We start from the raw sequence: 26,082 nt of genomic DNA, 5'->3' as shown, positions 1-26,082 counted from the left end.
AGCCTGGTGACGCAGGGGCAGGTAGGAGTCACAGGGCCCGGAGCGGTAGCCTCAGGGCCCGTGTCCACCCCTACCGCCGCCGGCGGCGCGGTCGCAGCGATCAGGCCACGGCACGTCGTGCCGGTGAGCCTCGCCGACCTCGCGAGCGTCGCCCATGTACACGTCCCGGCACCGTCGCCGGCGACCGTGACCGGTGTCTCCCTCGACTCGCGTTCTGTCCTTCCCGGCGACCTGTACGCCGCTCTGCCCGGTGCGGTCACGCACGGCGCGGAGTTCGTCGCGAAAGCCCAGCAGTCCGGCGCGGTCGCCGTACTGACCGACCCGGCCGGCGCCGAGCGGGCCGCGGCGACCGGTCTGCCGGTGCTGGTCGTCGACAACCCGCGGAGTGTGCTCGGCGCGGTCGCGTCCCGGATCTACGGTGAGCCGACGAGCGCGTTGCGGCTGCTCGGCGTGACCGGAACCAACGGCAAGACCACCACCAGCTTCCTGCTCGACGCGGTACTGCGGCAGCTCGGCCGCTCGGCGCTGATCGGGACGATCCAGACGCGGGTCGGTGACGAGGTGGTGAAGAGCGTCCGGACCACTCCGGAAGCCACCGATCTGCAGGCGCTGTTCGCGGTGATGCGTGAGCAGGCGGTCACGTGGTGTGCGATGGAGGTCTCCAGCCACGCGCTGGCGCTGGGCCGCGTCGACGGGGCCCGGTTCGCGGTCGCGGGGTTCCTGAACCTCACCCAGGACCATCTGGACTTCCACAAGACGTTCGAGGACTACTTCCAGGCGAAGGCCTCGCTGTTCACCCCGGAGCGCTGCGATGTCGCGGTGGTGACGATCGACGACGAGTACGGGCGCCGGCTCGCCGCGCAGACCGTCGTACCGCTGGTCACCGTGTCGACGACCGGTGCTGCCGACTGGACCGTCGCGAGCCGGCACCGGTCCGAGCACGGCACGACGGTGCTGGACATCGAGGGGCCGGGCGAGACGCTGACCGTGGAGATCGGGCTGCCGGGTGACTTCAACGTCGCCAACGCGCTGCTCGCGACGGCGATGCTGCGACAGCTCGACGTACCGGCCGAGGCGATCGCTGCCGGGCTGCGGACCGCGACGGTGCCGGGGCGGATGGAGCTGTTCACCCGCGAGGACGGGCTGGCGGTGATCGTGGACTACGCGCACACGCCGGACGCGATCGCGCTGGCGCTGAGCGCCGCGCGCGGCGCCACCAAGGGCCGGCTGTTCGCGGTTGTCGGGTGCGGTGGCGACCGCGATCGCGGCAAGCGGCCGGCGATGGGTGCCGAGGCGGCGCGGGCCGCGGACGTCGTGATCGTCACCGACGACAACCCGCGCAGCGAGGACCCGGCGGCGATCCGGGCCGCGGCGCTGGAAGGTGCGCGGCAGGCCGTGCCGGACGTGGACCTGCACGAGATCGGTGACCGTCGGCAGGCGATCGCGACCGCGATCGAGCTGGCCGGCCCGGGCGACACGGTCGTCGTCCTCGGGAAGGGTCATGAGACAGGCCAGGACGTCGGCGGTGTGATCCACCCGTTCGACGACCGCGAAACTGTGCGTGAGCTGTTGGAGGCAGATCGGTGATCCCTGTCAGTTGCGGCGAGATCGCCGACGCCGTCCGCGGTGAGCTGGTGGGCGTCGAGCCCACGGCTGTCGTCGACGGCGCGGTAGTCATCGACTCGCGTGCGGCCGGACCCGGGGGACTGTTCGTCGCCCTGCCCGGTGAGCGCGTCGACGGCCACGACTTCGTCGGTACGGCGACCTCGGCAGGCGTCACGGCGTCGCTCACGACCCGTGTGGTCGACGGCAGCCCGTGCATCGTCGTCGACGACCCGCAGCGGGCCCTCGGCGACCTCGCCCGGCTCGTCGTTGGCCGGCTGCCCGACCTGGTCGTGATCGGCCTGACGGGTTCGACCGGCAAGACGAGCACCAAGGACCTGATCGGCCAGTTGATCAGCCCGTACGGCGAGACCGTCGTACCGGAGGGCTCGTTCAACAACGAGATCGGGCACCCGCTGACCGCGCTGCAGGCCACCGCGAGCACGAAGTACCTGGTCGCCGAGATGGGGGCGCGGCACCGGGGCGACATCACCTACCTGACCGGGATCACGCCGCCGACCGTCGGGCTGGTGCTGAACGTGGGCACCTCGCATATCGGCGAGTTCGGGTCGCAGGACAACATCGCCGTCGCCAAGGGCGAGATGATCGAGGCCGTGGCCGCAGGAGGCACCGCGGTGCTGAACGCCGACGACCATCGGGTCGCCGCGATGCGCAGCCGGACCGAGCAGAAGGTGCTGACCTTCGGTGAGGCGCCGGAGGCCGACGTCCGCGCGACCGACGTGAAGATCGACGGCGAGGGCCGGCCGGCGTTCACGCTGCACCTCGGCGGCTTCAGCGGCGCCGTCCAGTTGCGGCTGATCGGCGAGCACTTCGTCTCGAACGCGCTGGCCGCCGCGGCGGTCGCGGCGGCCGTCGGTATCACTCCGGAGCAGATCGCCGACGGTCTGAACGCCGCCACCCTGATGTCCGCGGCGCGGATGGAGCTGACCGAGCGCGCCGACGGCGTCACGATCATCAACGACGCGTTCAACGCGAACCCGGACTCGACCCGTGCGGCGCTCAAGTCGCTGGTCGCGATCGGCCGGTCCCGCGGCGCGCGGACCTGGGCGGTGCTCGGCGAGATGCTCGAGCTCGGCGACACCTCTGCCGACGAACACGACGCGATCGGCCGGCTGGCCGTCCGGCTGGACGTGAACCGGTTGGTGGTGGTCGGCGCGGGCGCGAAACCGATGCACCTCGGTGCCTCGCTGGAAGGCTCGTGGGGCAACGAGTCCACGTACCTCGAGACCATCGGTGAGGCGCTGGAGTTGCTGCGCGCCGAGCTGCGCGCGGGTGACGTCGTCCTGGTGAAGTCCTCGAAGGCCGCCAAACTCCGCAGCCTCGCAGATGCCCTCGTGGAGGCACAGCAGTGATCTCGATCCTGTTCGGCGGCGCCGTCTCGATGGTGCTGACGCTGCTCGGCACCCGGTGGGCGATCACGCTGCTCGCCAAGCGCGGGTACGGCCAGGAGATCCGTGACGACGGCCCGACGTCGCACAAGACCAAGCGCGGTACGCCGACGATGGGCGGCACCGTGTTCATCGTCGCGACCATCGTCGGGTACTTCACCGCGAAGCTGTTCGCGATGCTGACCACCGGCGCCGGGAGCGGGCCGACCGCCTCGGCGCTGCTGGTGCTGTTCCTGTTCGCCGGGATGGGTGCGGTCGGGTTTCTCGACGACTTCATCAAGATCTTCCGACAGCGCAGCCTCGGCCTGCGGAGCAAGGCGAAACTGGCCGGCCAGACGCTGGTCGCGGTGATCTTCGCGGTGCTCGCGCTGCAGTTCCCCGACGACCGCGGGCAACGGCCGGCGTCGCCGTTCATCTCGTTCATCCGGGACATCGGCTGGCTGGAGCTGCCGGCCGTCCTGGTGATCATCTGGATCCTGCTGCTGATCGCCGGCATGTCGAACGGCGTGAACCTCGCCGACGGCCTGGACGGTCTGGCCACGGGCGCGTCGATGATGGTGTTCGGTGCCTACACGCTGATCTGCATCTGGCAGTTCAACCAGAGCTGCGCCACCGAGCGCGGCGTGGGCGCGAAGTGCTACGAAGTACGAGATCCACGGGATCTGGCCGTGGTCGCGGCCTGTCTGACCGGGGCGCTGTTCGGCTTCCTGTGGTGGAACGCGTCGCCGGCGAAGATCTTCATGGGTGACACCGGTTCGCTGTCCCTCGGTGGCGCGCTGGCCGGGATGGCCGTGATGACCCGCACCGAACTGCTGGTGCTGCTGCTCGGTGGGCTGTTCGTCCTGATCACCGCGTCGGTGATCCTGCAGGTCGGCTACTTCAAACTCACCCACGGCAGACGCCTGTTCCGGATGGCACCACTGCATCACCACTTCGAGATGCTCGGCTGGGAACAGGTCAACGTGGTGATCAGGTTCTGGATCATCCAGGGCCTGTGCGTCGTGATCGGACTCGGGATCTTCTACGCGGAATGGGTCACCGGATGAGCCTCGAAACGCGCACCTCCGATGGCTGGGACACCACCCGGTTCGTGGTGCTCGGGTTCGGTACGGCGGGCTACGCCTGCGCCGACTCGCTGCTGCAGGCCGGTGCCGAGCAGCTCGTCGTACTCGACGACCGGGACAACGAGGGGTTGCGCGAGAAGGCGCAGATCCTGGAGACCCTCGGCGCGACGATCACGCTCGGCCCGGGCAGTACGGCGGAACTCCCGAAAGAGGTCGACGTCGTCGTCACGTCGCCCGGCGTACCGCCGCATGCCCCGCTGCTCGCGCAGGCGGCCGAGCGCGGCGTACCGATCTGGAGCGAGATCGAGCTGGCGTGGCGACTGCGCGACCCGGCCAACGCCGCTCCGTGGCTGTGCATCACCGGGACCAACGGCAAGACCACGACGGTGCAGATGCTGACCGCGATCCTGGAGGCCGCCGGTCACCGGGCCGTTGCCGCGGGCAACGTCGGCCTGCCGCTGCTCGAGGCCGTCATGGACCCCGAGCCGTTCGACGTGATCGCGGTCGAGCTGTCCAGCTACCAGCTGCACTACACGCACTCGATGTCGGCGCACGCGGCCGCGGTGCTGAACATCGCGCCGGACCACGTCGACTGGCACGGGTCGCTGGAGGCGTACGCCAAGGACAAGGGCCGGATCTTCGAGAACTGCCAGGTCGCGTGCGTGTACAACGTGGCCGACCCGGCGACCGAGCAGCTGGTGATGGACGCGGACGTGATCGAGGGCTGCCGCGCGATCGGCTTCACCCTCGGTACGCCGGGCCTGTCGATGGTCGGTCTGGTCGACGATCTGCTGGTCGACCGAGCGTTCATCGAGCAGCGGCAGACGTCGGCGCTGGAGCTCGCGAGCCTGTCCGACATCACGCCGCCCGCGCCGCACAACGTGGCGAACGCGCTGGCCGCGGCGGCACTGGCCCGAGCGTTCGGCGTACCGGCGACCGCGATCCGCGACGGGCTGCGTGGGTTCCGGCCGGACAAGCACCGGATCGCGCACGTCGCAGAGGTTGCCGGGGTCAACTATGTCGACGACTCGAAGGCGACCAACCCGCACGCCGCGCAGGCCTCGCTGCTCGCCTACGAGCACGTGGTCTGGATCGCCGGCGGTCAGGCCAAGGGCGCGACGTTCGACGAGCTGGTGATCGCCGCCCGGGAACGGCTGCGGGCCGTCGTACTGCTCGGGCAGGACAAGGACGTGATCGCCGAAGCTCTCGAGCGACACGCACCGGATGTGCCGAGGATCGTGGTTGACGCAACGGACACTGGAGCCATGGAGATCGTGGTGGGGGAGGCGACGAAGCTTGCACAAGCCGGCGACACCGTGCTGCTCGCGCCCGGCTGCGCCTCCTGGGACATGTTCGCCAATTACGGGGCCCGTGGGGACGCTTTCGCCGAAGCCGTTCGCTCGTTGGGGCGTGGCTGATGGTTCCACGCCTACTGCGCGGCGCTCGGCACGGCACCTCGCCGCACGTGAGCAAAGGCCACGATGCTCCGCATCGAGACCTTCGCTCCCGCGCGCCGATGCACCGCGCCGAGCACCTGCTCGCTACGGCGTGGAACCATCAGCCACGCCCCGGTCAGTGATCCGGAGGTGATCGCGTGACGTCGATCGCTGACCAGCCGGACCAGAAGAACAAGACAAGTGAGCGCCCGTGGATCGCGGCCATCAAGGACGTGCTCGACCGGCCGCTGACGTCGTACCACATCGTGCTCGGGGCGACCGGCCTGTTGCTGGTGCTCGGGCTGATGATGGTGCTGTCGGCGTCCAGCGTGCTGTCGCTGCGGGTGAACGGGAACAGCTACACGATCTTCATCCGGCAGCTGATCTGGGTCGGCGTCGGCCTCCCGATGGCGTACGTCGCCTCGCGGATGACGCCCCGGCACTTCCGGATGCTCGCGTACGTCGCGCTGCTCGGCTCGATGTTCCTCCTGGTGCTCACCTACATCCCCGGCCTCGGCGTCGGCGTGAACGGCAACACCAACTGGCTGAACCTCGGCGGACCGCTGCAGATCCAGCCGAGTGAGTTCGCCAAGCTGGCGATGGTGATGTGGTGCGCGGACCTGTACGCGCGCAAGGAGAAGCTGCTCACCCAGTGGAAGCACCTGCTGGTCCCGATGGTCCCGGTCTGCGGTCTGCTGATTGCGCTCGTGGTCGGTCAGCACGACCTCGGTACGGCGCTGGTCCTGATGGCCGTGATGATCGGCATGATCTGGATCGTCGGCGCGCCGACCCGGTTGTTCGTCGCGACGATCGTGGTGGTCGGCGCGGTGGCGACGTACTTCGTGAACGCGGAGCGGTACCGGATGGAGCGGGTCACCTCGTTCCTGGACCCGTTCGCGGACCCGACCACGGTCGGCTGGCAGGCGTACCACTCGTTCTACGCGCTCTCGACCGGCGGCTGGTGGGGCGTCGGGATCGGCAACAGCCGGCAGAAGTGGAGCAACCTGCCGGAGGCGCACACCGACTTCATCTTCTCGGTGATCGGTGAGGAGCTCGGCCTGGTCGGCTCGCTGACCGTGCTCGCCCTGTTCCTCACGATGGCGTACGCCGGGGTGCGGATCGCGACCCGCAACACCGAGCCGTTCGTCCGCTACGCGGCGGCCGGGATCACCATCTGGATCATGGCGCAGACCCTGGTCAACCTGGGCGCCGTGATCGGACTGCTACCCATCGTGGGTATCCCGCTCCCGCTTTTGTCGTACGGTGGTTCCGCACTGCTGCCGACGCTGATCGCGATCGGCATGCTGTTGTCCTTCGCGAAGGCCGAGCCCGGCGCGCAGGCCGCCCTGAAAGAGACCAGGCGGCCCCGGTTCGGGTGGTTGCCTCCGCGGCGTATGTCGTACAAGTGAACCCGCGGGAGCGTTGAAAGCTGTGCCCAGCATCGTTCTGGCCGGTGGCGGTAGCGCCGGCCACACCTCACCCCTGATCGCCACTGCCGACGCCCTGCGCCGGATCGACCCGACCATCGAGATCCTGGCCCTCGGGACCGAGCGCGGCCTGGAGACCCGGGTGGTGCCCGAGGCCGGGTACCGCCTCGAGCTGATCCCGCCGGTGCCGCTGCCCCGGAAACCCACGCCCGCCCTGCTGGCCGTCCCCGGCAAGATGCTGGCCTCGGTCAGTGCCGCCCGGAAGGCCCTGGAGGACGCGAAGGCCGACGTCCTGGTCGGCTTCGGCGGGTACGTGTCCACCCCGGCGTACGTCGCCGCCTGGCGGCGCAAGACCCCGATCGTCGTGCACGAGGGCAACGCGGTCCCGGGGATCGCCAACAAGTTCGCCGCCCGCTACTGCACGCAGCACGTGAAGACGTCGTTCCCGGGCAGCGAGCTGCCGCACGCCGAGTACGTCGGCCTGCCGATCCGGCGGGCGATCTCGACGCTGGACCGGTCCGCGCTGCGCGCCGAGGCCCGGCAGTTCTTCGGCCTCGATCCGGACGCGCCGACGCTGTTCGTGACCGGTGGGTCACAGGGCGCGCAGCGGATCAACGAGGCAATCTCCGGCGCCGCCGCGGACCTGCAGGCGGCCGGCATCCAGGTGCTGCACGCGATCGGCCCGAAGAACACCCTCGAGGTGCCGCAGACCGGCCGCTACCCGTACGTCGTCCTGAACTACGTCGACCGGATGGACCTGGCGTACGCCGCCGCGGACCTGGTGGTCTGCCGCTCGGGCGCGAACACGGTCACCGAGGTGTCCGGCGTCGGCCTGCCCGCGATCTACGTCCCGCTGCCGATCGGTAACGGTGAGCAGCGGCTGAACGCGAAACCCGTGATCGACGCGGGCGGCGGCGTCCTGATCGACAACGCGACGCTGACCGTCGACTGGGTTCGTGCGAACGTGCCCCAACTTCTGCTCGACCGCGAGCGTCTCACTGCTATGTCCACAGCTGCGACCGGCGTCATCCGGACCGACGCCGACGACCGATTGGCGCGGATCATCCTCGATGTGGTGGGGTCTGCTTCGTGATCGTCACCGCTCCTGACACCCTGCTGCCGGCCGAGAAGCTGGGCCGGGTGCACTTCGTAGGAATCGGCGGCGCGGGGATGTCCGGGATCGCCCGGATCATGGCCTCGCGCGGGATCGAGGTGTCCGGCTCGGACGCCAAGGACGGCAAGGTGCTGGCCGCGCTCCGCGCGCTGGGCGCGACCTGCTGGGTCGGGCACGCCGCCGAGCACGTGCAGGACGTCGACACAGTGGTGGTGTCGACCGCGATCCGCGAGACCAACCCCGAGGTGGTCGCCGCCCGCGCGGCCGGGATCACGATCCTGCCGCGGGCCGCCGCGCTCGCGTCGGTGATGGTCGGCCGCCGGACCCTGGCCGTCGCCGGGACGCACGGCAAGACCACCACCACGTCGATGCTCACGGTCGCGCTGCAGCACTGCGGCGCGGACCCGTCGTACGCGATCGGTGGGAACCTCAACGAATCCGGGTCGAACGCCCACGACGGCAACGGCGACCTGTTCGTCGCCGAGGCGGACGAGTCGGACAAGTCGTTCCTGACCTATGCGCCCGAGGTGTCGATCGTCACGTCGGTCGAGCCGGACCACCTGGACAACTACGGCGACGAGGCCAGCTACCGGAAGGCGTTCGAGGAGTTCTGCGGGCGGGTCCTGCCGGGCGGCTTCATGGTGATCTGCCAGGACGACGCGGGCGCGCGGCGACTGGCGGCGTACGCGCGGGACCTCGGGATCGACGTCCGGACGTACGGCGAGGCCGAGGACGCGGACCTGCGGGTCACCGAGATCACCGCGACCGGGGCGACGCAGTCCTTCGTGCCGGTGTACCGCGGGCGCAAGCTGCCGGTGGTGAACCTGCAGCAGGCGGGCAAGCACAACGCGCTGAACGCGTCGGCGGCGCTCGCCGTCGGGCTCGGGCTCGGGTTCTCCGCGGCCGACCTGGCCGAGGGGCTGGCGGCGTTCACGGGCACCGGGCGGCGGTTCGAGTTCAAGGGGCTCGAGGACGGCGTCCGGGTGTTCGACTCCTACGCGCACCACCCGACCGAGCTGGCGGTCGACCTGACCGCCGCGCGCCAGGTGGCGGGGGAGGGGCGGGTGGTCGCCTGTTTCCAGCCGCACCTGTTCAGCCGGACCCGGATCTTCGCGACCGAGTTCTCCGAGGCGCTCGCGCTGGCCGACGAGGTCGTGGTGATGGACATCTTCGCGGCCCGCGAGGACCCCGAGCCGGGTATCACGGGGGCGCTGATCGCGAACCATGTGCCGCTGAAGCCCGAGCAGGTGCGGTTCGAGCCGTCGTGGTCCGCCGTACCGCAGCTGGTCGCGGACCTGGCCGAGCCGGGTGATCTGGTGGTCACACTGGGCGCGGGCGACGTGACACTGATCGGTCCGGAAGTTGTTGGTTTGCTGGCGGAACGCGCCGCTACCCGCGAGTCTCCCGCGGACGCGCTCGCTCCTGTGGTGGAGTAAAAGGGTGGGGTTTGTTGAATGAGCCAGAGCGTCGATCTGGCTCGGGCACAGCAGCGGTTCGCGCGCCGGCAACGGCTGGTGCGGTGGCGCAGCTGGCTGCCCTGGGCCATCGGCGGCGGCCTGGTCGTGCTGGCCGGGCTGATCGTCTGGTTGTTCTACTTCTCCTCCGCCTTCGCGGTCTCGGGCGTCCGGATCAGCGGTGCCGACACGGTGCCGGTGGCAACGATCGAGCAGACCGCCGCCGTGCCGATGGGCACCCCGCTGGTCAACGTCGACCTGCGGTCGATCGCGGACCGGGTGCGCACCATCCCGGCGGTGGCGGACGCACAGGTGACCCGGGCGTGGCCACGCAAGATCGTGATCGTCGTCACCGAGCGGGTTCCGGTGGTGGTGGTCACGGACGGCTCGCGGTACGAGCTGGTGGACGCGACCGGGACGAGGTACCGGACGGTGCCGGACCGGCCGGCCGGGCTGCCGGAGGCGAGGGTGACCGGGGTACGTCGCGACGTCACGATCCACTCGGTGGTGACGGTGTCGGCGGCGCTCCCGGAGACGTTGCGGGCGCAGGTGGGATCGATCTCGGCAGCGTCGCCGGACTCGATCACCCTGAACCTCAGCTCCGGGGTGAAGGTCGTGTGGGGCAGTTCCGATGACAGCGAGCGCAAGGCCGGCGTACTCAGCGTGCTGATGAAGCGGCAGGCGAAGGTGTACGACGTCTCGGCGCCCGATCTCCCTGTCACCAAAGGGGAAAAGCGGTAACGGATCACATCCGGGATGACGCGCGGCGAGGCGCGTGGACTTTGCCCGGAAGCGTCCCGTACCGTGCGTCGTAATCTAAAGTTGACATAAGTCTAAGCATCCACTTGAGGTTCAGTCTTTTCGCTGGACAACGGGAAACGAACGAGGCGAGAGGCGCGGACGTGGCGGCACCGCAGAACTACCTGGCACTCATCAAGGTCGTAGGTATCGGCGGGGGCGGCGTGAATGCCGTCAACCGGATGATCGAGCACGGTCTGAAGGGCGTTGAGTTCATCGCCATCAACACCGACGCCCAGGCGTTGCTGATGAGCGACGCGGACGTGAAGCTCGACATCGGCCGCGAGGAGACCCGCGGCCTCGGCGCCGGGGCGAACCCGGCGATCGGGCAGAAGGCCGCCGAGGACCACGCCGAGGAGATCGAGGAGGCGCTGAAGGGCGCCGACATGGTCTTCGTCACGGCCGGCGAGGGCGGTGGTACCGGCACCGGCGGCGCGCCCGTCGTGGCCCGGATCGCCCGCTCGCTCGGCGCGCTGACCATCGGTGTCGTGACTCGGCCGTTCTCCTTCGAGGGCAAGCGCCGGGCGACCCAGGCCGAGGACGGCATCAGCACCCTCCGCGAGGAGGTGGACACGCTGATCGTCATCCCGAACGACCGGCTGCTGACCATCTCCGACCGCGCCGTGTCCGTGCTGGACGCGTTCAAGCAGGCCGATCAGGTGCTGCTGCAGGGTGTTTCCGGGATCACCGACCTGATCACCACGCCGGGTCTGATCAACGTCGACTTCGCGGACGTCAAGGCGGTCATGTCGAACGCCGGCTCCGCGCTGATGGGTATCGGCTCGTCCCGCGGCGAGGACCGCGCGGTCGCGGCCGCCGAGGCAGCCATCTCGTCGCCGTTGCTGGAGGCAAGTATCGAGGGCGCCCACGGCGTCCTGCTCTCGATCGCCGGTGGCTCCGACCTCGGCCTGTTCGAGATCAACGAGGCGGCCCAGCTGGTGTCGGAGTCCGCGCACTCGGACGCGAACATCATCTTCGGCGCGGTGATCGACGACGCCCTCGGGGACGAGGTGCGGGTCACGGTGATCGCGGCCGGGTTCGACGGCGGGATGCCGAAACGCCGCGAGCAGGCGATGAACCAGGCGCGACCGCAGTCGTCCCGCCCGTCGTCGCAGGGCAGCTACTCGGCCCCGATGTCCGGTGGCTCGACACCGCAGGTCGGCCAGCAGGCCGGTCAGCCGACGCAGCCTGCCCCGCAGACTCCGCCGGTCCAGGCCCAGCCGCCGGTGCAGCAGCCTGCTCCGACGCAGCAGCCGAGTCAGGTGCCGAACGCTCAGCCCTCGGCCGGGAACCCGCCGGTCGGTGCCGCGCCCGGCAACCAGAGCACCCCGACCACGCCGCCGGCGCCGACCGACGACACCGTCCCGGTGCCGGCGCCGACCGAGCCGCGGCCCGGTGTCGGCACCACCAACTCCGCCCGGCCGCCGGCCGGTGACGGCGTCCGCACGGTGCAGTCCGGTCAGCAGTCGGCGCAGCCGGCCCCGCACACCCCGGCCTCGCCGTCGACGCAGCACTCGTGGCCCACCAACGGCCCGAGCAACGCCACGGGCAACAACTCCGGAAACACTTCGGGCAACACCTCCGGCGCCGGCCAGGCGAACCGGCCGAAGAAGCAGGAGCCCGAGGAAGACCTCGACATCCCCGACTTCCTCAAGTAGGTCAGTCCGCTTCAAGCACCCATCAGCCCGCTCGCCGGTTCGGCGAAGGGTTGGTGGGTGTTCTTCGTTGTGGTCGAGGTCAGGCGGGAGGCTCTGTCTGGCGGGGGCGGTAGACCGACACCACGACGCCGTACCGCGACTCGGTCGGGCCGGCGTCGGTGAGGTCGTCGACCATGCGGCCCAGGGTGGCGGCCAGTTCCTCGGCCTGCGCGGCTGTCAGCCGGATGTTCCGCACCGTGAAGAGCGGGTCGTCGTCGTCCGCCGTCTCGAGCTCGGCCGCGACGGCCTGGAGTGCGACGGTGTTGTTGGCCCGCGCGCCTTCACCGACGAAGCCGAACCGCCGCACGGAGCGGCGGTAGTACTGCTCGGTCCCGCCCCGCACCTGCCGGGTCTCGGCGACGTGCACCATCCCGGCGTCACGCAGTACGCCCAGGTGGTGGGCGACGTTGCCTTTCGCGGTCCCGAGCGTTGTCGCCAGCTGGCTGATCGTGGCCGCTTCCTGCCCGATCGCGAACAGCAGCCGGTGCCGTAGCGGGTGCCCGAGCGCCTTGAACTGCGCGGCACTCGACACTTCCAGATGGTCGACGATCTCTTCCATGGATCAAGCGTCGAGAATTCTTGACGCTTTGTCAATCCGCGTGCTCTACTCCTGCTCATGGAGACCGAACAGATCAGGGCCGTCGTCGGCCGGCTCGGCGCGCTGGTCGCCGAGCACTACGTCTTCCCCGAGGTCGGCGCCGAGGTCGCGGCCCGGCTCGCCGCGGCAGTCGCCGAGGGCCGGTACGACGACCTTCGGGCGCCGGAGGAGTTGGCCGAGCGGGTCACGACCGACCTGCAGATCGGTAATCGCGACAAACACCTGCGGCTCAAGTACCACCGCGACGGGCTGCCGGACGAGACGGACCCGGCGGCCGAGGACGCGTACTGGCGCCGCCGGGCAGCGCTCGACGCCGGCGGGATGGCGCGCGTCGAACGGCTCGACGGCAACGTCGGACTGCTGGAGATCCGGCCGTTGCTCTACCCGCCGCATCTCGCCGGTCCGGCGGTCACCGCTGCGATGTCGTTGCTCGCGTCGACCGACGCGCTGCTCCTCGACTTGCGGCGCTGCGTGGGTGGATCGCCTGACCAGGTCGCCTTTGTGTGCAGCTATTTGCTGGACTCCGACGAAGCGATCCACCTGCAGGATCTGATCAGTCCGTCGGAAGGGACGACGCGGCAGTTCTGGACATTGCCGTCTGTGCCGGGCCCGCGGTTCGGTGGTGGTAAGCCGATCTGGGTGCTGACGAGCCCGATGACGTTCTCGGGTGGCGAGGAGTTGACGTACAACCTGCAGCAGTTCGGGCGGGCGGTCATCGTGGGGGAGCGGACCGGCGGCGGCGCGCATCCCCGGCGTGGGTTCAAGCTGGACGAGCAACTCGAGGGGACCGTGCCGGTGGCGCGTTCGGTGAACCAGGTGTCGGGGACCAACTGGGAGGGCGCCGGCGTCGTTCCCGATCTCGACGTACCGGCGGATCGTGCCTTTGACGAGGCCTACCGCCGAGCCGCCGAGCACGTGCTGGCGCTGCCGCCGGATCCGGAACGGAACGGTGTGACGGACGAGGCGCGGACGGTGCTGGGCGCCGCGGTCGCCGCTGGGTAATCTTCAGTCGTGTTCGGCTACGACGAGGTTCGCCAGGGTGTTCGCTTCGCCTTCACCGATCGCTTCGGTGGTGCGAGCCAACCGCCGTACGGCGAGCTGAACCTGGGCAGCGCATTGGGTCCGGACGCCCACGGAGTCACGGCCAACTTCAAGCTGGTCGCGGAGTCCTTCGAGGTGCAGCCCGAAGCGGTCGTCCGGGTCAGCCAGGTGCACGGTCGCGACGTCCACGTCGTACGGCCGGCTGACGCGCTGCCGATCCAGCCGATGCCGAAGGCCGACGGGCTGGTGACGACGCGATCCGATGTCGTCCTGGCGGTCCGTGCCGCGGACTGCCTGCCGGTCGTGCTGTACGCCGACGGTGTGATCGGTGCCGCACACTCCGGCCGCAAGGGGATGTACGTCGGCATCGTCCCGGCGACCGTCGAGGCGATGCGCGAACTCGGTGCGTCGGAGATCACCGCCGTACTCGGGCCGTATGCGTGTGGGAAGTGTTACGAGGTCCCCGAGCAGATGCGGGCCGAAGTCGCGGAACAGGTGCCGGCGTCGTACTCCGAGACGACCTGGGGAACGCCCGCGATCGACGTCGCCGCCGGTGTGAAGGCGCAGCTGGCCGAGCTCGACGTCGAGGTGGTCGACGCGACGGCCTGCACGATCGAGTCGGAGAACCTGTACTCCTACCGTCGCGAAGGTCCGGAGAGCGGCCGGATGGCGGGCCTCATCAAGCTGGCCGCGCGATGACGGCGCGCGACGACGAACTGCGGGCCAATCTCGAGCAGGTGCGGGAGCGGATCGAGAAGGCTTGTCAGGCGGCCGGGAGGGCGCCGGAGGAGGTGACCCTCGTGGCGATCACCAAAACCTTCCCCATCAGCGACGTACGGGCGCTGGCGGGCCTCGGGGTCCGGGATGTCGGTGAGAACCGCGAGCAGGAGCTCAAGGCGAAGGCGCCGGACTGTCCCGACCTCACCTGGCACTTCGTCGGGCAGCTGCAGTCGAAGAAGTCCCGCTCTGTCGTGAGATATGCCTCGGCCGTGCACTCCGTCGACCGCTCGTCACTCGTCGAGGCGTTGTCGAAGGCGGCGGTCGCCGAGGAGAAGTCGCTGCGCTGCCTGATCCAGGTGAGCCTCGCTGCGTACGGACCCGCGGACGCGGCGACCGGCGCGAGTCGCGGTGGCGTCGCGCCGTCCGACGTACCGGAACTGGCCGCCGCGATCGCTGCCGCCGACGGGCTGGAGCTCGGCGGCGTGATGGCCGTCGCACCCCTTGGTTCGGACCCGGAAACGGCCTTCGCGGGACTGCGCGAAGTAGCGTCCCGGCTACGCTCCGAACACCCTGGTGCGGACTGGATCTCGGCCGGGATGACCGGTGATCTGGAGGCCGCGATCAAGCAGGGTGCGACACACGTTCGGCTCGGGCGCGCATTACTCGGTACGCGCCCTCCGCTGGGCTAGTGTCGACATCGAGCAGGTTTCTTTCCTGCTCACTGTTGTCGTCGAACCGGATCGAGGTGCTGAGGGGCCATGAGCGGCGCACTGCGCAAGATGGGTGTGTACCTCGGCTTGGTCGAGGACGGGGAGCGCTACAACGCCCGCTATGACGACACCTACGACGACGAGTACGACGACGAGTACGCCGACGAAACCGTCGACGGGGACTCCCAGGAGACCGAGCCGGTACCCGCCGGCCGGGAGAGCCGCGAGACCCGGGAGCACCGCGAGGAGCGCCCCGAGCCGAGTGGTGCCACGGTCAGCAAGTTCCCAGACCGGCGCGGGGTCGCGCCGTCCCCGGAGGTTACCGAGTTGGCCCGCATCACCACCGTGCACCCGCGCAGCTACAACGAGGCGCGCGTCATCGGTGAGCACTTCCGCGACGGCACGCCCGTCATCATGAACCTGACCGAGATGGACCACTCCGACGCCAAGCGGCTGGTGGACTTCGCCGCCGGGCTGATCTTCTGCTGCCGGGGTTCCATCGAGCGGATCACCACCAAGGTGTTCCTGGTCTGCCCGCCGAACGTCACGGTCGCCGCCGAGGAGAAGGAGAAGATCGCCGCGGACGGGTTCTACAACCAGAGCTGAGGCTCTGGTTGGTTGCCCGCGTTGCGCCGTCTTCTACACTCATTGACGACATGAATGTTCTCGCGATCGTCCTCGGTGTCCTCAGCTGGGTCCTGCTCGCCTTCTTCCTGGTGCTGGTGGCGAGGTTCGTTCTCAGTCTGATCGTCATGTTCGCCCCGCAGTGGCATCCCAAAGGCCCACTGCTGCTGTTCTTCGAACTGATCTACTCGATCACCGACCCGTTCCTGAAGCCGTTGCGGCGGATCCTGCCCCCGATCGGGGCCGGTGGGGTGCGGATCGACCTGTCCATGCTGATGCTCTTCGTCATCGTCTCGGTGGCGATGTCCATCAACTCGACGGCCATCCGGTCGTTGTTGTGAGGGTGAGCACAGCGCTGACTGGGTAGGAAGAGTCACGGAAACTCGGGGCCGTAGCACGGGGCGCCGAACGGGTGCAGAGGCGTTCTCGCCCGCCCCGATTCCGTCATAAGACAACGAAGCGATAACGTGATCTACTGAGTCGCCAAGGCGCAGGCCACGGGGACTCCGCCAAGACACAGACAAACGAGGTGAAAGATGCCGCTGACGCCGGATGACGTCCGCTCGAAGCAATTCACGCCCGTCCGACTACGGGAGGGCTACGACGTCACTGAGGTCGACTCCTTCCTCGACGAGGTCGAGGCCGAGCTCGAGCGACTTCTCGCCGAGAACGAGGAGCTGCGGGCCAAGCTCGCGGCGGCGCAGCGCGCGGGTGCGGACCAGCAGCGGCCGGTCGTCGACCAGACCGCCGCGCTGCCGCCTGTCGTGCAGCAGCCGAAGCCCCCGGTCGTCGTCGAGAAGCCGGAGGAGCCGAAGCCGCCGGTGGCGGTCCCAGGTGCGGCTGCGGCGGCCGGCACGGTCGGCGACGCGTCCAGCTCGGCCGTGCGCCTGCTGGAGATGGCCACCAAGCACTCCGACGACCTGGTCCAGGAGGCGAAGGACACCGCCGACAAGATCATCGGCGAGGCCCGCGCCAAGGCGGAGCGGCTGGAGAACGAGGCTCGCGGCAAGGCCGACCGGATGACCGGTGAGGCCCGCGCCCGCGCCGAGAAGCTCGACGGCGAGATCGCCGAGCGGCGCGCGCAGATGCTCGGCACCCTGGAGAAGCAGAAGGGCCAGCTCGAGCGCACGATCGACGACCTGCACGCGTACGAGCGGGAGTACCGCAGCCGCCTGAAGACGTACTTCACCGAGCAGCTGAAGGCGCTCGGCAACGGCGACGACACGCTGAGCCCGCGCAACGGCTTCCGCCCGGAGGCCCGCGCCCAGGCTCACGGCCACGGCGTCTAAAAAACCTCGTAGAAGAGGCGGTGCTTTCCGGCGGCACCGCCTCTTCGCCATGTCTGGACACTTCTGACACAGGGTCCCTCGACGGTGACTCGCAGTCAGAACCCAGACCGAGGCGCTCCACCAGCCCGGAAATGTGAACGCCGCCCGCCGCCGGCCCCTCCGCGCGTCATCTGACGGGGAGGGGCCAGCGGGTGCGGGTCAGGCCTTCGTCAGCCAGTAGCTGAGCTGCAGGTCCTCTTCGGTGCCGGTGGCAACATCGGCCGACTCGGACGGGGCCGACTGGGTCAGCTCCACGGCGAGCACCTCGCGGGCGATCTCGTCCGCATGCTTGCCCAGCGCATCGGTCAGCTCGGCGTCGGTCGAGGTCAGCCAGACCCGGATCCGGTCCGACACCTCGAGTCCGGCGGACTTCCGGGCCTCCTGCAACGTCCGGACCACCTCGCGGGCCAGACCGGCCTGCTTCAGCTCCGGGGTCACTTCGAGGTCGAGGGCAACGGTCTCACCCTGCTCGTTGACCACCGACCAGCCTTCCTTCGGCCGCTCGGACAGCAGCACCTCGGCCTCGCTGACCCGAACGTCCTCGCCGTCGACGACGACACTCGCCGTCCCGGTCTCCTTCAGTTCGACCGCGAGCGCGCCCGCGTCCGCCGCAGCGATCGCGGCCGCGACCACCGGCGTCTGCTTGGCGAACCGCTTGCCCAGCTCCCGGAAGTTGCCCTTGGCAGAGAACTCGACCAGGTCCGCGCCGGCCGCGGACAGCGGCTCGACCGCGCCGACGTTGAGCTCCTCGGCGATCTCCCGCAGCAGCTCGGGGGACAGGTCCGCGATCGCGGCCGACCCGACCAGCGCCCGGGCCAGCGGCTGCCGCGTCTTCACCTTCGCCTCGGCCCGCGCCGACCGGCCGAGCTCGACGACCCGGCGCGCCATCGACACGTGCTGCGCCAGTACGTCGTCGATCACCGTCTCGTCGTACGTCGGGAAGCTGGTCAGGTGGACCGATTCGGGCAAGCCCGGTGTGACGGGGCGGAACACGTCCTGCCAGACACGCTCGGTGACGAACGGCATCAGCGGGGCCAGCACCCGGGTGAGTACGTCGAGCGTCTCGTGCAACGTGGCCAGTGCGCCGGCGTCACCGGACCAGAACCGGCGGCGCGAGCGGCGGACGTACCAGTTCGAGAGCACGTCGACGAACGAGTTGATCAGCGATCCGAGCCGCTGGGTGTCGTACGCCGCATACGCCTCGTCGGTGTCGCGGACCAGTCGGTGCGTCTCGCTGACCAGCCAACGGTCCAGCACCGAGCGCTCGGCGACGGCCGGGGCGTCCGCGGGGGACCAGTCGGCCAGCCGCGCGTACAGGGAGTGGAACGCGACCGTGTTCCAGTAGGTGATGAGCACCTTGCGGACGATCTCGTTCAGCACGTTCGGCCCGATGCCGCGCGCCTTCCACGGCGAACCGGACGCGGCCATGAACCAGCGCACCGCGTCCGCGCTGTGGTTGTCCATCAACGGGATCGGCTCGAGGATGTTGCCCAGGTGCTTCGACATCTTCCGGCCGTCCTCGGCCAGGATGTGCCCGAGGCAGACGACGTTGCGGTACGACGACTCGTCGAACACCAGCGTGCCGACCGCCATCAGCGTGTAGAACCAGCCGCGGGTCTGGTCGATCGCCTCGGAGATGAAGTCCGCCGGGTAGGTCTGCTCGAACTTCTCCTTCGAGCCCTCCGCCCACGGGTAACCCCACTGCGCGAACGGCATCGAGCCCGAGTCGTACCAGGCGTCGATCACCTCGGGAACCCGGCGGGCCTCCGCGCCGCAGGTCGGGCAGTCGAAGGTGATGTCGTCGACGTACGGCCGGTGCGGGTCGGTGGCGCTCACGTCGCGGCCGGCCAGTTCACCGAGCTCGGTCAGTGAGCCGACACACACCTGGTGGTCGTCGGCGCAGCGCCAGATCGGCAGCGGCGTACCCCAGTAGCGGGAGCGCGAGACGGCCCAGTCGATGTTGTTGCGCAGCCAGTCGCCGTACCGCCCCCACTTCACCGAGTCCGGGTACCAGTTGGTCTTCTCGTTCTCGCGGAGCAGGGCGTCCTTCACCTGAGTGGTGCGGATGTACCAGGACGGGAGTGCGTAGTACATCACCGGAGTGTGGCAGCGCCAGCAGTGCGGGTACGGGTGCTCGTACGGCACGTGCTTGAACAGCAGCCCGCGGTCACGCAGGTCCGCGACCAGGTCCTCGTCGGCCTTCTTGAAGAACTGCCCGCCGACCAGCGGGACGTCCGCGGCGAAGTGACCGTCGTTGTCGACCGGGTTCACCACCGGCAGCCCGTACGCCCGGCAGACCGTGAGGTCGTCGGCACCGAACGCCGGGGCCTGGTGCACCAGACCGGACCCGTCCTCGGTGGTCACGTAGTCCGCCAGTACGACGTAGTGCGCCGGCTCGGGGAACTCGACCAGCTCGAACGGGCGCTGGTAGTTCCAGCGCTCCATGTCACGACCGGTGTACCGCTCGGTGACCGTCCAGCCCTCGCCGAGCTTGTCCAGCAGCGGCTCGGCGACGACCAGCGACTCGGTGCCGTCCGTGGCGACGACGTACTCGACGTCGGGGTGCACGGCGACCGCGGTGTTGGAGACCAGCGTCCACGGCGTCGTCGTCCAGACCAGCAGCGACGCCTTGCCGGCCAGCGGGCCGGACGTCAGCGGGAAGCGGACGTAGACCGAGGGGTCCACGACCGTCTCGTACCCCTGGGCGAGCTCGTGGTCGGACAGGCCGGTGCCACAGCGCGGGCAGTACGGCGTGATGCGGTAGTCCTCGACCAGCAGGCCCTTGTCGTGGATCTGCTTGAGCGACCACCAGACCGATTGGACGTACTCCGGGTCCATCGTCTTGTACGGGTGGTCGAGATCGACCCAGTAGCCCATCCGGGTGGTCAGCTCGTTGAACGCGTCGACGTTGCGCAGCACCGACTCGCGGCACTTGGCGTTGAACTCGGCGATCCCGTAGGCCTCGATGTCGTTCTTGCCGTTGAAGCCGAGCTCCTTCTCGACCGCGACCTCGACCGGGAGGCCGTGGCAGTCCCAACCGGCCTTGCGCTCGACCCAGAAGCCCTTCATGGTCCGGTAGCGCGGGAACACGTCCTTGAAGACGCGGGCCTCGATGTGGTGGGTGCCCGGCATGCCGTTCGCGGTCGGCGGGCCCTCGAAGAACGTCCACGGCTTGCCGCCGGCGGACTGGTCGAGACTCTTCGCGAAGGTGTCGTGCTCGTCCCAGTAGGTGAGCACCTCCCGCTCGAGCGCGGGGAAGTCGACCTGGGCCGGGACCTGCCGCCAGGGAGTTTGCGGGGTGTTCGCTGCCGCCATCGTTCCGTGTCCTTCGTCGCCAGAGCTGGTGCTGACGAGGGACGAAGTACCCAGACCGAGCTGGTTACCGCGCGGTACCACCCTCCTTGGTGACCATCCGTGCGGTCACCCACTTCCTTCACGCGTCGCTGCCGGTTCTAATAGGTCCTTACGGACTGTTCTTCCGGCGGCTCCGGGGTGATGGCCCCATCGTTGCCTCTGCGGTTCGCGGTTGTCAGTGTACGGCGTCGTACCAGGTGACTACGAATCGTCAGGACGAACAGACCGCTCGGGTGTGGGGGAGAATTAATCCAGTGGTCAAGCGAGGTATCGGGGATGAGAATTCTGCTGCGGTCCGGGAGGCCGTGCGACTGACCTGGGGATTGTTACGGACAGTGATGTCCGCAATACGGTTGTGACGCGCTGAACATCGAGCGGACTTGAAGAACCGACTACCGTATGTCCACGGTCTGCGCGTCGGACTGGTACGCCGGGGGTACCTGGCCTACTGTCTTGCGACCAGTCCGCTTCAGTCTCCGACTAAGGCAGGGGGTAGCTGATCATGGCTACATCGGCACCCAGGAAATCCGCCCCCCAACGCTCCGCCGCGGCCACGAAGAACGCCGCCAAGAAGAGTGCCGCCAAGAAATCCGAGCCGGTCCAGAAGACCGCGACCCGGAAAAGCCCGGCGAAGACCACGCCGGCCAAGAAAACCCCCGCGGTGAAGAAGTCCGCTGCGACCACCGCGGCGAAGAAGGCTCCGGCCAAGAAGACCCCTGCCAAGCAAGCTCCGACGAAGAGGGTGGCCATGAAGACGAACGAGAACAGGACTCCGGCGACGGCGCCGGGCAAGTCCGCGGCCCATACGGCCGAGACCTTCAAGGTGAAGCCGGGCGAGGATCCGTGGACCGCTGCCGAGCTCGCCGAGCTGCGCACGGAACTGGAGGGTGAGGTCGAGCACCTCAAGGAGGAGATCCGCGACGCCGAGCAGGAGATCGCGGGCCTGTTCAGGGACGGGAGCGACGGCGCCGGCAACGACCAGGCGGACGTCGGTTCCACCACCCTGGAGCGCTACCACGAGCTGTCGCTGGCGAACAACGCGCGGGACATGCTGAACCAGATCGAGTTCGCGCTGTCCCGGATCGACGACGGCACGTACGGCGTCTGTGACAGCTGCGGCAACCCGATCGGCAAGGGTCGGCTGCAGGCGTTCCCGCGTGCGACACTGTGTGTCTCATGCAAAGAACGCCAGGAACGCCGCTGAACGACCCCGCCCCGTCTCCCGAGGCGGGCGACACAGCCACCCCGGAACCGGTCGACGACAAGTCGGCCGGTTCTCCGTCGTCCCCGACGCCCATTGCCGGCCGGTCCTGGAAGTGGACCGCGCTGTTCGGCGGGGTCGGGCTGGTGGTGTTGTTCCTGGACCAGCTGACCAAGGCGCTGGCGCTGGCCCATCTGACCCCGGGTGAGTCGGTCAACGTGGTCGGTTCGCTGCTGAAGTTCACCCTGATCCGGAATTCGGGCGCCGCGTTCAGCCTCGGGGCCGGTTACACGCCGTACATCAGCGCGATCCAGATCATCGTCGCGCTCGGCGTCGTCTACCTGTCCCGGCGGCTCGGGTCGGCCGGCTGGTCGGTCGCGTTCGGGCTGCTGTTCGGCGGCGCGGTCGGGAACATCCTGGACCGGATCTTCCGCGAGCCGTCGCCGTTCCACGGGCACGTGGTGGACTTCCTCCAGACCCCGCACTGGGCGATCTTCAACGTCGCGGACATGGCCGTGACGTCGGCCGCGATCCTGCTGGTGATCCAGACGCTGCGCGGCGTCAAGCTGGACGGGACCCGGGAGCAGCGCAAGTGAGCTCACGGACCGTGATGGTGCCGGACGGTCTGGCGGGGGAGCGGTTGGACGCGGCGCTGTCGCGCCTGTTCGGCGTTTCCCGGACCAAAGCGGCCGAGCTGATCGAGTCCGGGCTCGTCCAGGTGGACGGGGTCCCGGCGCCGAAGTCGTCCCGCGTCGCGGCCGGCGTACTGCTCGATGTCGAGCTGCCACCGCCGCCGTCCGAGGTGACCGTCGTACCGGAGACCGTGGACAACCTGCGGATCGTGTACGACGACGACGAGATCGTGGTGGTGGACAAGCCGGTCGGTGTCGCCGCACACCCGTCACCCGGGTGGACGGGCCCGACCGTGATCGGGCACCTGGCCGGCGCCGGTTTCAACATCTCGACCAGCGGAGCGGCCGAGCGCAAGGGCATCGTGCACCGCCTCGACGTCGGTACGTCGGGACTCATGGTGGTCGCGAAGACGGAGTACGCGTACACCGTGCTGAAGCGCGCCTTCAAGGAGCGCACGGTGCGCAAGATCTACCACGCGCTGGTGCAGGGGCATCCCGATCCGTTCACCGGCACCGTGGACGCGCCGATCGACCGGCACCCGCACCACGACTACAAGTTCGGCGTGGTGGCCGGCGGCAAGCCGAGCGTGACGCACTACGAGACCCTCGAGGCGTTCCGGTACGCGACCCTGCTGGAGATCACCCTCGAGACCGGCCGCACGCACCAGATCCGGGTCCACATGTCCGCGATCGGCCATCCGTGCTGCGGCGACCTCACGTACGGTGCCGACCCGGTCCTCGCCGAGCGCCTCGGCCTGATCCGCCAATGGCTGCACGCGATGCGCCTCGGCTTCACCCATCCGGGCAGCGGCGAGTACGTCGAGTTCACCTCGCAGTACCCCGATGACCTGGACCACGCCCTCGACCTCCTGGTCGACACCCAGTGACACTGCACGCTGATCCGCCCCGTACGTCCATCCCAGCGAAGGAGTTTGCGCAGGTGTCCACCTACGTTTCCGGTCTGGACCTGAGCCGTCGATTCTACGATGAGGCCGTCCGGCCGATCCTGGCATCTGAATTTGCCAATGTGCCGCACAGCGCAGCGCTGATCGGACGCGGTTCAGAGGTGCTCGGCTTCGATGACGAGATGTCGACCGATCACAACTGCGAAGCCCGAGTGGTGCTCTTTCTCGACGACGAAGACCACGACGCCTATGGTGCGGCCCTCGACGTCGCGCTGGACAAACGTCTGCCGAGGTCCTTTGCCGATCGGCCAACGGCGCACGAGGTCCACACCCTGCGCGACTATGTTCGACGGAATCTCGATTTCGACATCGAGCAGGACATCAAGGTGGATGACTGGATCACCTTCGCGGAGCAACGCCTACTGATGCTGACAGCGGGCGAGGTCTATCACGACGAGGTTGGCTTGGAGGCACTGCGCCAACGGTTTGCCTACTACCCCAATGACCTGTGGTTGTACCTGCTGATGGCCGGCTGGTGGCGTATCCATCCTGAGGCGAACCTGGTCGGCCGGGCCGGCTCGGTCGGCGACGAGCTCGGCTCGGCGGTGATTGGTTCTCGGATCGTTCTGGATGTGATGCGTCTCTGCTTCCTGATGGAGCGTCAGTACACGCCGTACTCGAAATGGCTGGGTACCGCATTCTCTCGCCTCACCTGTGGTCCACAGCTAGCGCCGCTTCTCTCGGACGTGCTCCGGACGACGAGCTGGCAGGACCGGGAGAACGCTCTGCTGCCTGTGTACGAGAAGCTGTCGGAGATGCACCATGCGCTGGGTGTCACCGGCCCGGTAGCAACCGAGATCGTCCAAATGTGGGATCGGCCGTTCAAGGTCCTGTGGGGAGACTTCCCGGCAGCGTTGCATGACCAGCTCGAGGACCCGGCCGTAAAGGCGCTCGCGGCGCAGTGGCCGGTCGGAGGCGCCGACCAGTTCCGCGAGATGATGACGCCGCCGTCGTATCGCGGCCGGTTGCGTCGGGTGTTCGAGTAGTCAGCGCATCTGCGAGAGCACAGTCATGGCGGGGTCTGGGCCTGTCAGAAGTCTCTCTGCCCGCGCGAACGCGCGACAAGCAGACGAAAACCTCGGGACCGCACGGATCGCGTCGATTACAGCTGCGGTCCGGAGCAGTGGCCCTGGGACGACTTTCCCCAGTCCGAGGTACTCGACCAGAGCGCCGCTGCGACCAGCGTCCGTCACCGGTCCGGATACTGACAGGACAAGGGAGGGCACGCCCGCCGCAGCAGCCTCCTTCAAGGTATTGAACCCACCGTGTGAGATCACCAGCGCGGCCCGCTGAATCAGCTGGAGCTGTGGGGCCACTCGACAGTGAACGACGTTCTCGGGCAGTTCGCTGGGAACCGTGGAACTCCCTGTTGCCAGAACCACTTGGTGGTCCGGCAACTCTGCTGCGGCTCGTGCGACTACGTCGAACGCGTGGTCGTGGGTGCCTCCTTCAAGGCGTTCGGTGCCGAAGGCGCAGTACACCAGCTTTCGTCCGGGATCAAGCTTCTCCCAGGCGAAGTCAACCGGGGGACGCCGATTGTCGATCAGAAGCCCCAGCCGATGGATACCGCGGACCCGGGTACGGCGGAAGTCGAACGCTGTGCTGGTGAATACGAACTCGTCGGTGTCCGGAGGACGAGGGAGAGGATACGGCGGCAGACTGACCGGTGCCGGTGGACGGTCTAGCTGGACGCCGTACTTGCCCGCGAGCTGCGACAGCGAGATGACGAACGCGTGTTGAACGGAGAGGCGCGTCGACGCTGTTCGCGCTTGCCGTCTGCTCGCGTACAAGAGCGCCGACCAGGCGAGCAGCAGCCGAGCTGATGACAAGCTGCTTCCCGGAACGATGCTCGAGTTGACCGGCGGCACCTGGAGATCGAGCCGGTTGGGCAGGTCTGTACACAACGTACCGGCCGGGATGCGGAGCAGTTTGGCGAGCAGGGCCGCCTGCGGTATGTACCTGTCGTACAGGATCGCCGGCCGATGGCTGGTCGCGATGGTATCGCCCAGCCTGGCCCAGACCTCCGTCATCTGCTGGGCCCACTCCTCTGTAGACCGCCCTGACGGCAAAGGCAGGACTACGACTTGGAAATCGAGATCGAGATGCGCGAGCAGCCGTACAGCGGGAGAACCCGTCGTGAGCGTGCCAGCGAAGTCGACCAGCACATACCGCACGCTGGCGCCGCAAGCCTCCAGTTTGGACGTCAGACTCGTGGTCGGCACGACGTGCCCGTAGTTGAGCGGAAGGACAATCCAGACGGTACCGATCCGGCTCCGCATCAGCTGGGCGGTCGCCGGATCGTCGCGACCATCGCGAGTGCATCACGCATCCCGCTGATGGTTGCCTGCAGCGAACGCTGGGCAATGTACTGGCAGGCATCCTGCCCAGGCGCTGCCAGTCGAAGCAAGTCCCGGGCCTCGCGTGAGAGTTGGTCCCACACATCGATCGGCAAGGCTCGCTTGGCCAGCCGATCGGTCGCGGCGACCCTGAGAAATTCGATGCTCGCGAGACCGGCCGCACGCACCAGATCCGGGTCCACATGTCCGCGATCGGCCATCCGTGCTGCGGCGACCTCACGTACGGTGCCGACCCGGTCCTCGCCGAGCGCCTCGGTTTCACCCATCCGGGCAGCGGCGAGTACGTCGAGTTCACCTCGCAGTACCCCGATGACCTGGACCACGCCCTCGACCTCCTGGTCGACACCCAGTAGGAACTCCGGGATACGTAGACAGATCCGTAGGTCTCCCGATGGCTGGGCGGGTCCCGGTCGGCAGCCTTGCTGTGGCGTCCCCTCACCGCCCGGCCCCTCCTACCGGGCGGTCGCCTGACCGGTGGACCCGGCGTCCTGAGACCCCTGCTCGGCGCTGGGTCCGCCGTTCCAACTGCTGTGACCCCGTCCTACGCTGAG

The 26,082-nt window shown here is 68.7% G+C and carries 24 protein-coding genes and 1 pseudogene; 20 read left to right on the top strand and 5 right to left on the bottom strand.

What is annotated here, in order from left to right; translation table 11 throughout:
• Positions 1-60 precede the first annotated feature (60 nt).
• From ACWGID_RS04585 to ftsZ, 9 genes are all read left to right on the top strand, one after another.
• Positions 61-1,587, top strand: coding sequence for a UDP-N-acetylmuramoyl-L-alanyl-D-glutamate--2,6-diaminopimelate ligase (locus ACWGID_RS04585; RefSeq protein WP_452194393.1), 1,527 nt, complete (start codon positions 61-63; stop codon positions 1,585-1,587).
• Entirely contained in the window at positions 1,584-2,975 is a 1,392-nt protein-coding gene (locus tag ACWGID_RS04580; protein WP_452194391.1) for a UDP-N-acetylmuramoyl-tripeptide--D-alanyl-D-alanine ligase, read from the top strand. The genes ACWGID_RS04585 and ACWGID_RS04580 overlap by 4 nt, the downstream gene beginning before the upstream one ends.
• 29 nt (positions 2,976-3,004) lie before the next feature.
• Entirely contained in the window at positions 3,005-4,057 is a 1,053-nt protein-coding gene (mraY, locus tag ACWGID_RS04575) for a phospho-N-acetylmuramoyl-pentapeptide-transferase (protein ID WP_452194695.1), read from the top strand.
• Positions 4,054-5,493 carry a UDP-N-acetylmuramoyl-L-alanine--D-glutamate ligase gene (murD, locus tag ACWGID_RS04570; protein WP_452194389.1) on the top strand — a complete coding sequence of 480 codons (1,440 nt, stop codon included), beginning with the start codon at positions 4,054-4,056 and terminating at the stop codon, positions 5,491-5,493. The genes mraY and murD overlap by 4 nt, the downstream gene beginning before the upstream one ends.
• Positions 5,494-5,669: 176 nt before the next feature.
• Positions 5,670-6,920, top strand: a complete 1,251-nt coding sequence (gene ftsW / locus ACWGID_RS04565) for a putative lipid II flippase FtsW (protein ID WP_452194388.1) — start codon at positions 5,670-5,672, stop codon at positions 6,918-6,920.
• A gap of 22 nt (positions 6,921-6,942) precedes the next feature.
• Positions 6,943-8,031 (top strand): undecaprenyldiphospho-muramoylpentapeptide beta-N-acetylglucosaminyltransferase, encoded by a 1,089-nt coding sequence (murG, locus tag ACWGID_RS04560; protein WP_452194387.1) that lies wholly within the window; start codon positions 6,943-6,945, stop codon positions 8,029-8,031.
• Positions 8,028-9,488, top strand: a complete 1,461-nt coding sequence (gene murC, locus ACWGID_RS04555; protein WP_452194385.1) for a UDP-N-acetylmuramate--L-alanine ligase — start codon at positions 8,028-8,030, stop codon at positions 9,486-9,488. The genes murG and murC overlap by 4 nt, the downstream gene beginning before the upstream one ends.
• Before the next feature lie 18 nt (positions 9,489-9,506).
• Entirely contained in the window at positions 9,507-10,247 is a 741-nt protein-coding gene (locus ACWGID_RS04550; protein ID WP_452194384.1) for a cell division protein FtsQ/DivIB, read from the top strand.
• A gap of 161 nt (positions 10,248-10,408) precedes the next feature.
• Entirely contained in the window at positions 10,409-11,962 is a 1,554-nt protein-coding gene (ftsZ, locus tag ACWGID_RS04545) for a cell division protein FtsZ (RefSeq protein WP_452194382.1), read from the top strand.
• A gap of 79 nt (positions 11,963-12,041) precedes the next feature.
• Here the strand turns inward: ftsZ and ACWGID_RS04540 are convergent, their stop codons facing one another.
• Positions 12,042-12,560 (bottom strand): ArsR/SmtB family transcription factor, encoded by a 519-nt coding sequence (locus tag ACWGID_RS04540; RefSeq protein ID WP_452194380.1) that lies wholly within the window; start codon positions 12,558-12,560, stop codon positions 12,042-12,044.
• Between the two features lie 57 nt (positions 12,561-12,617).
• Between ACWGID_RS04540 and ACWGID_RS04535 the strand changes: the two genes are divergently transcribed.
• From ACWGID_RS04535 to ACWGID_RS04510, 6 genes are all read left to right on the top strand, one after another.
• Positions 12,618-13,601 carry a S41 family peptidase gene (locus tag ACWGID_RS04535; protein WP_452194378.1) on the top strand — a complete coding sequence of 328 codons (984 nt, stop codon included), beginning with the start codon at positions 12,618-12,620 and terminating at the stop codon, positions 13,599-13,601.
• Between the two features lie 9 nt (positions 13,602-13,610).
• Positions 13,611-14,339 (top strand): peptidoglycan editing factor PgeF, encoded by a 729-nt coding sequence (pgeF, locus tag ACWGID_RS04530; RefSeq protein ID WP_452194376.1) that lies wholly within the window; start codon positions 13,611-13,613, stop codon positions 14,337-14,339.
• On the top strand, positions 14,336-15,049 hold the full coding sequence (locus ACWGID_RS04525) for a YggS family pyridoxal phosphate-dependent enzyme (RefSeq protein WP_452194374.1): 714 nt from the start codon (positions 14,336-14,338) through the stop codon (positions 15,047-15,049). Before pgeF ends, ACWGID_RS04525 begins: the two co-directional genes overlap by 4 nt.
• 69 nt (positions 15,050-15,118) lie before the next feature.
• On the top strand, positions 15,119-15,676 hold the full coding sequence (locus ACWGID_RS04520) for a cell division protein SepF (RefSeq protein ID WP_452194372.1): 558 nt from the start codon (positions 15,119-15,121) through the stop codon (positions 15,674-15,676).
• Positions 15,677-15,726: 50 nt separating this feature from the next.
• Complete coding sequence (locus tag ACWGID_RS04515; RefSeq protein ID WP_452194371.1) at positions 15,727-16,035, top strand: YggT family protein; 309 nt, start codon at positions 15,727-15,729, stop codon at positions 16,033-16,035.
• Between the two features lie 195 nt (positions 16,036-16,230).
• Positions 16,231-16,983 (top strand): DivIVA domain-containing protein, encoded by a 753-nt coding sequence (locus ACWGID_RS04510; protein WP_387772877.1) that lies wholly within the window; start codon positions 16,231-16,233, stop codon positions 16,981-16,983.
• Positions 16,984-17,181: 198 nt separating this feature from the next.
• Here ACWGID_RS04510 and ileS read toward each other — a convergent pair whose 3' ends face one another.
• Positions 17,182-20,337, bottom strand: a complete 3,156-nt coding sequence (gene ileS, locus ACWGID_RS04505) for an isoleucine--tRNA ligase (RefSeq protein ID WP_452194368.1) — start codon at positions 20,335-20,337, stop codon at positions 17,182-17,184.
• 519 nt (positions 20,338-20,856) lie between these two features.
• Positions 20,857-21,126 carry a hypothetical protein gene (locus ACWGID_RS04500; RefSeq protein WP_452194366.1) on the bottom strand — a complete coding sequence of 90 codons (270 nt, stop codon included), beginning with the start codon at positions 21,124-21,126 and terminating at the stop codon, positions 20,857-20,859.
• On the opposite strand from ACWGID_RS04500, the gene ACWGID_RS04495 reads away from it, so the two are divergent.
• From ACWGID_RS04495 to ACWGID_RS04480, 4 genes are read left to right on the top strand one after another with little or no spacing between them, the layout of a single operon-like run.
• Positions 21,125-21,580, top strand: a complete 456-nt coding sequence (locus tag ACWGID_RS04495; protein ID WP_452194364.1) for a TraR/DksA family transcriptional regulator — start codon at positions 21,125-21,127, stop codon at positions 21,578-21,580. The genes ACWGID_RS04500 and ACWGID_RS04495 overlap by 2 nt on opposite strands.
• Positions 21,553-22,173, top strand: coding sequence for a signal peptidase II (gene lspA / locus ACWGID_RS04490; RefSeq protein WP_452194362.1), 621 nt, complete (start codon positions 21,553-21,555; stop codon positions 22,171-22,173). Before ACWGID_RS04495 ends, lspA begins: the two co-directional genes overlap by 28 nt.
• 14 nt (positions 22,174-22,187) lie before the next feature.
• Positions 22,188-23,096, top strand: coding sequence for an RluA family pseudouridine synthase (locus tag ACWGID_RS04485; RefSeq protein WP_452194693.1), 909 nt, complete (start codon positions 22,188-22,190; stop codon positions 23,094-23,096).
• A gap of 53 nt (positions 23,097-23,149) precedes the next feature.
• Positions 23,150-24,160, top strand: a complete 1,011-nt coding sequence (locus ACWGID_RS04480) for a DUF4037 domain-containing protein (protein ID WP_452194360.1) — start codon at positions 23,150-23,152, stop codon at positions 24,158-24,160.
• Here the strand turns inward: ACWGID_RS04480 and ACWGID_RS04475 are convergent, their stop codons facing one another.
• Together ACWGID_RS04475 and ACWGID_RS04470 are read right to left on the bottom strand one after the other, a co-directional pair.
• Entirely contained in the window at positions 24,161-25,453 is a 1,293-nt protein-coding gene (locus ACWGID_RS04475; RefSeq protein ID WP_452194358.1) for a glycosyltransferase, read from the bottom strand.
• The gene (locus tag ACWGID_RS04470; RefSeq protein WP_452194704.1) at positions 25,453-25,713 is read right to left on the bottom strand and encodes a hypothetical protein; all 261 of its coding nucleotides are present in this window, start codon (positions 25,711-25,713) and stop codon (positions 25,453-25,455) included. The genes ACWGID_RS04475 and ACWGID_RS04470 overlap by 1 nt, the downstream gene beginning before the upstream one ends.
• Between ACWGID_RS04470 and ACWGID_RS04465 the strand changes: the two are divergent.
• Positions 25,681-25,884 (top strand): annotated as a pseudogene (locus ACWGID_RS04465) (RluA family pseudouridine synthase); the annotation flags it as partial. The gene ACWGID_RS04470 and the pseudogene ACWGID_RS04465 overlap by 33 nt on opposite strands.
• Positions 25,885-26,082 lie beyond the last annotated feature (198 nt).

This window comes from Kribbella sp. NPDC054772, from assembly GCF_053611945.1.
Note: the sequence above shows the minus strand (reverse complement) of the source record. Positions and strands in the feature narration are given on the sequence as shown.

Bases quoted from the DNA above. Each gene is read 5' to 3' on its own strand.
- ACWGID_RS04525 (WP_452194374.1), top strand. From the start codon at position 14,336: ATGACGGCGCGCGACGACGAACTGCGGGCCAATCTCGAGCAGGTGCGG.
- ileS (WP_452194368.1), bottom strand. From the start codon at position 20,337: ATGGCGGCAGCGAACACCCCGCAAACTCCCTGGCGGCAGGTCCCGGCC.
- ACWGID_RS04515 (WP_452194371.1), top strand. From the start codon at position 15,727: ATGAATGTTCTCGCGATCGTCCTCGGTGTCCTCAGCTGGGTCCTGCTC.
- ACWGID_RS04500 (WP_452194366.1), bottom strand. From the start codon at position 21,126: ATGGCCACCCTCTTCGTCGGAGCTTGCTTGGCAGGGGTCTTCTTGGCC.
- ACWGID_RS04520 (WP_452194372.1), top strand. From the start codon at position 15,119: ATGAGCGGCGCACTGCGCAAGATGGGTGTGTACCTCGGCTTGGTCGAG.
- ACWGID_RS04475 (WP_452194358.1), bottom strand. From the start codon at position 25,453: ATGCGGAGCCGGATCGGTACCGTCTGGATTGTCCTTCCGCTCAACTAC.
- ACWGID_RS04510 (WP_387772877.1), top strand. From the start codon at position 16,231: ATGCCGCTGACGCCGGATGACGTCCGCTCGAAGCAATTCACGCCCGTC.
- mraY (WP_452194695.1), top strand. From the start codon at position 3,005: ATGGTGCTGACGCTGCTCGGCACCCGGTGGGCGATCACGCTGCTCGCC.
- ACWGID_RS04535 (WP_452194378.1), top strand. From the start codon at position 12,618: ATGGAGACCGAACAGATCAGGGCCGTCGTCGGCCGGCTCGGCGCGCTG.
- ACWGID_RS04550 (WP_452194384.1), top strand. From the start codon at position 9,507: ATGAGCCAGAGCGTCGATCTGGCTCGGGCACAGCAGCGGTTCGCGCGC.
- ACWGID_RS04495 (WP_452194364.1), top strand. From the start codon at position 21,125: ATGAAGACGAACGAGAACAGGACTCCGGCGACGGCGCCGGGCAAGTCC.
- lspA (WP_452194362.1), top strand. From the start codon at position 21,553: ATGCAAAGAACGCCAGGAACGCCGCTGAACGACCCCGCCCCGTCTCCC.
- ACWGID_RS04485 (WP_452194693.1), top strand. From the start codon at position 22,188: ATGGTGCCGGACGGTCTGGCGGGGGAGCGGTTGGACGCGGCGCTGTCG.
- murD (WP_452194389.1), top strand. From the start codon at position 4,054: ATGAGCCTCGAAACGCGCACCTCCGATGGCTGGGACACCACCCGGTTC.
- ACWGID_RS04540 (WP_452194380.1), bottom strand. From the start codon at position 12,560: ATGGAAGAGATCGTCGACCATCTGGAAGTGTCGAGTGCCGCGCAGTTC.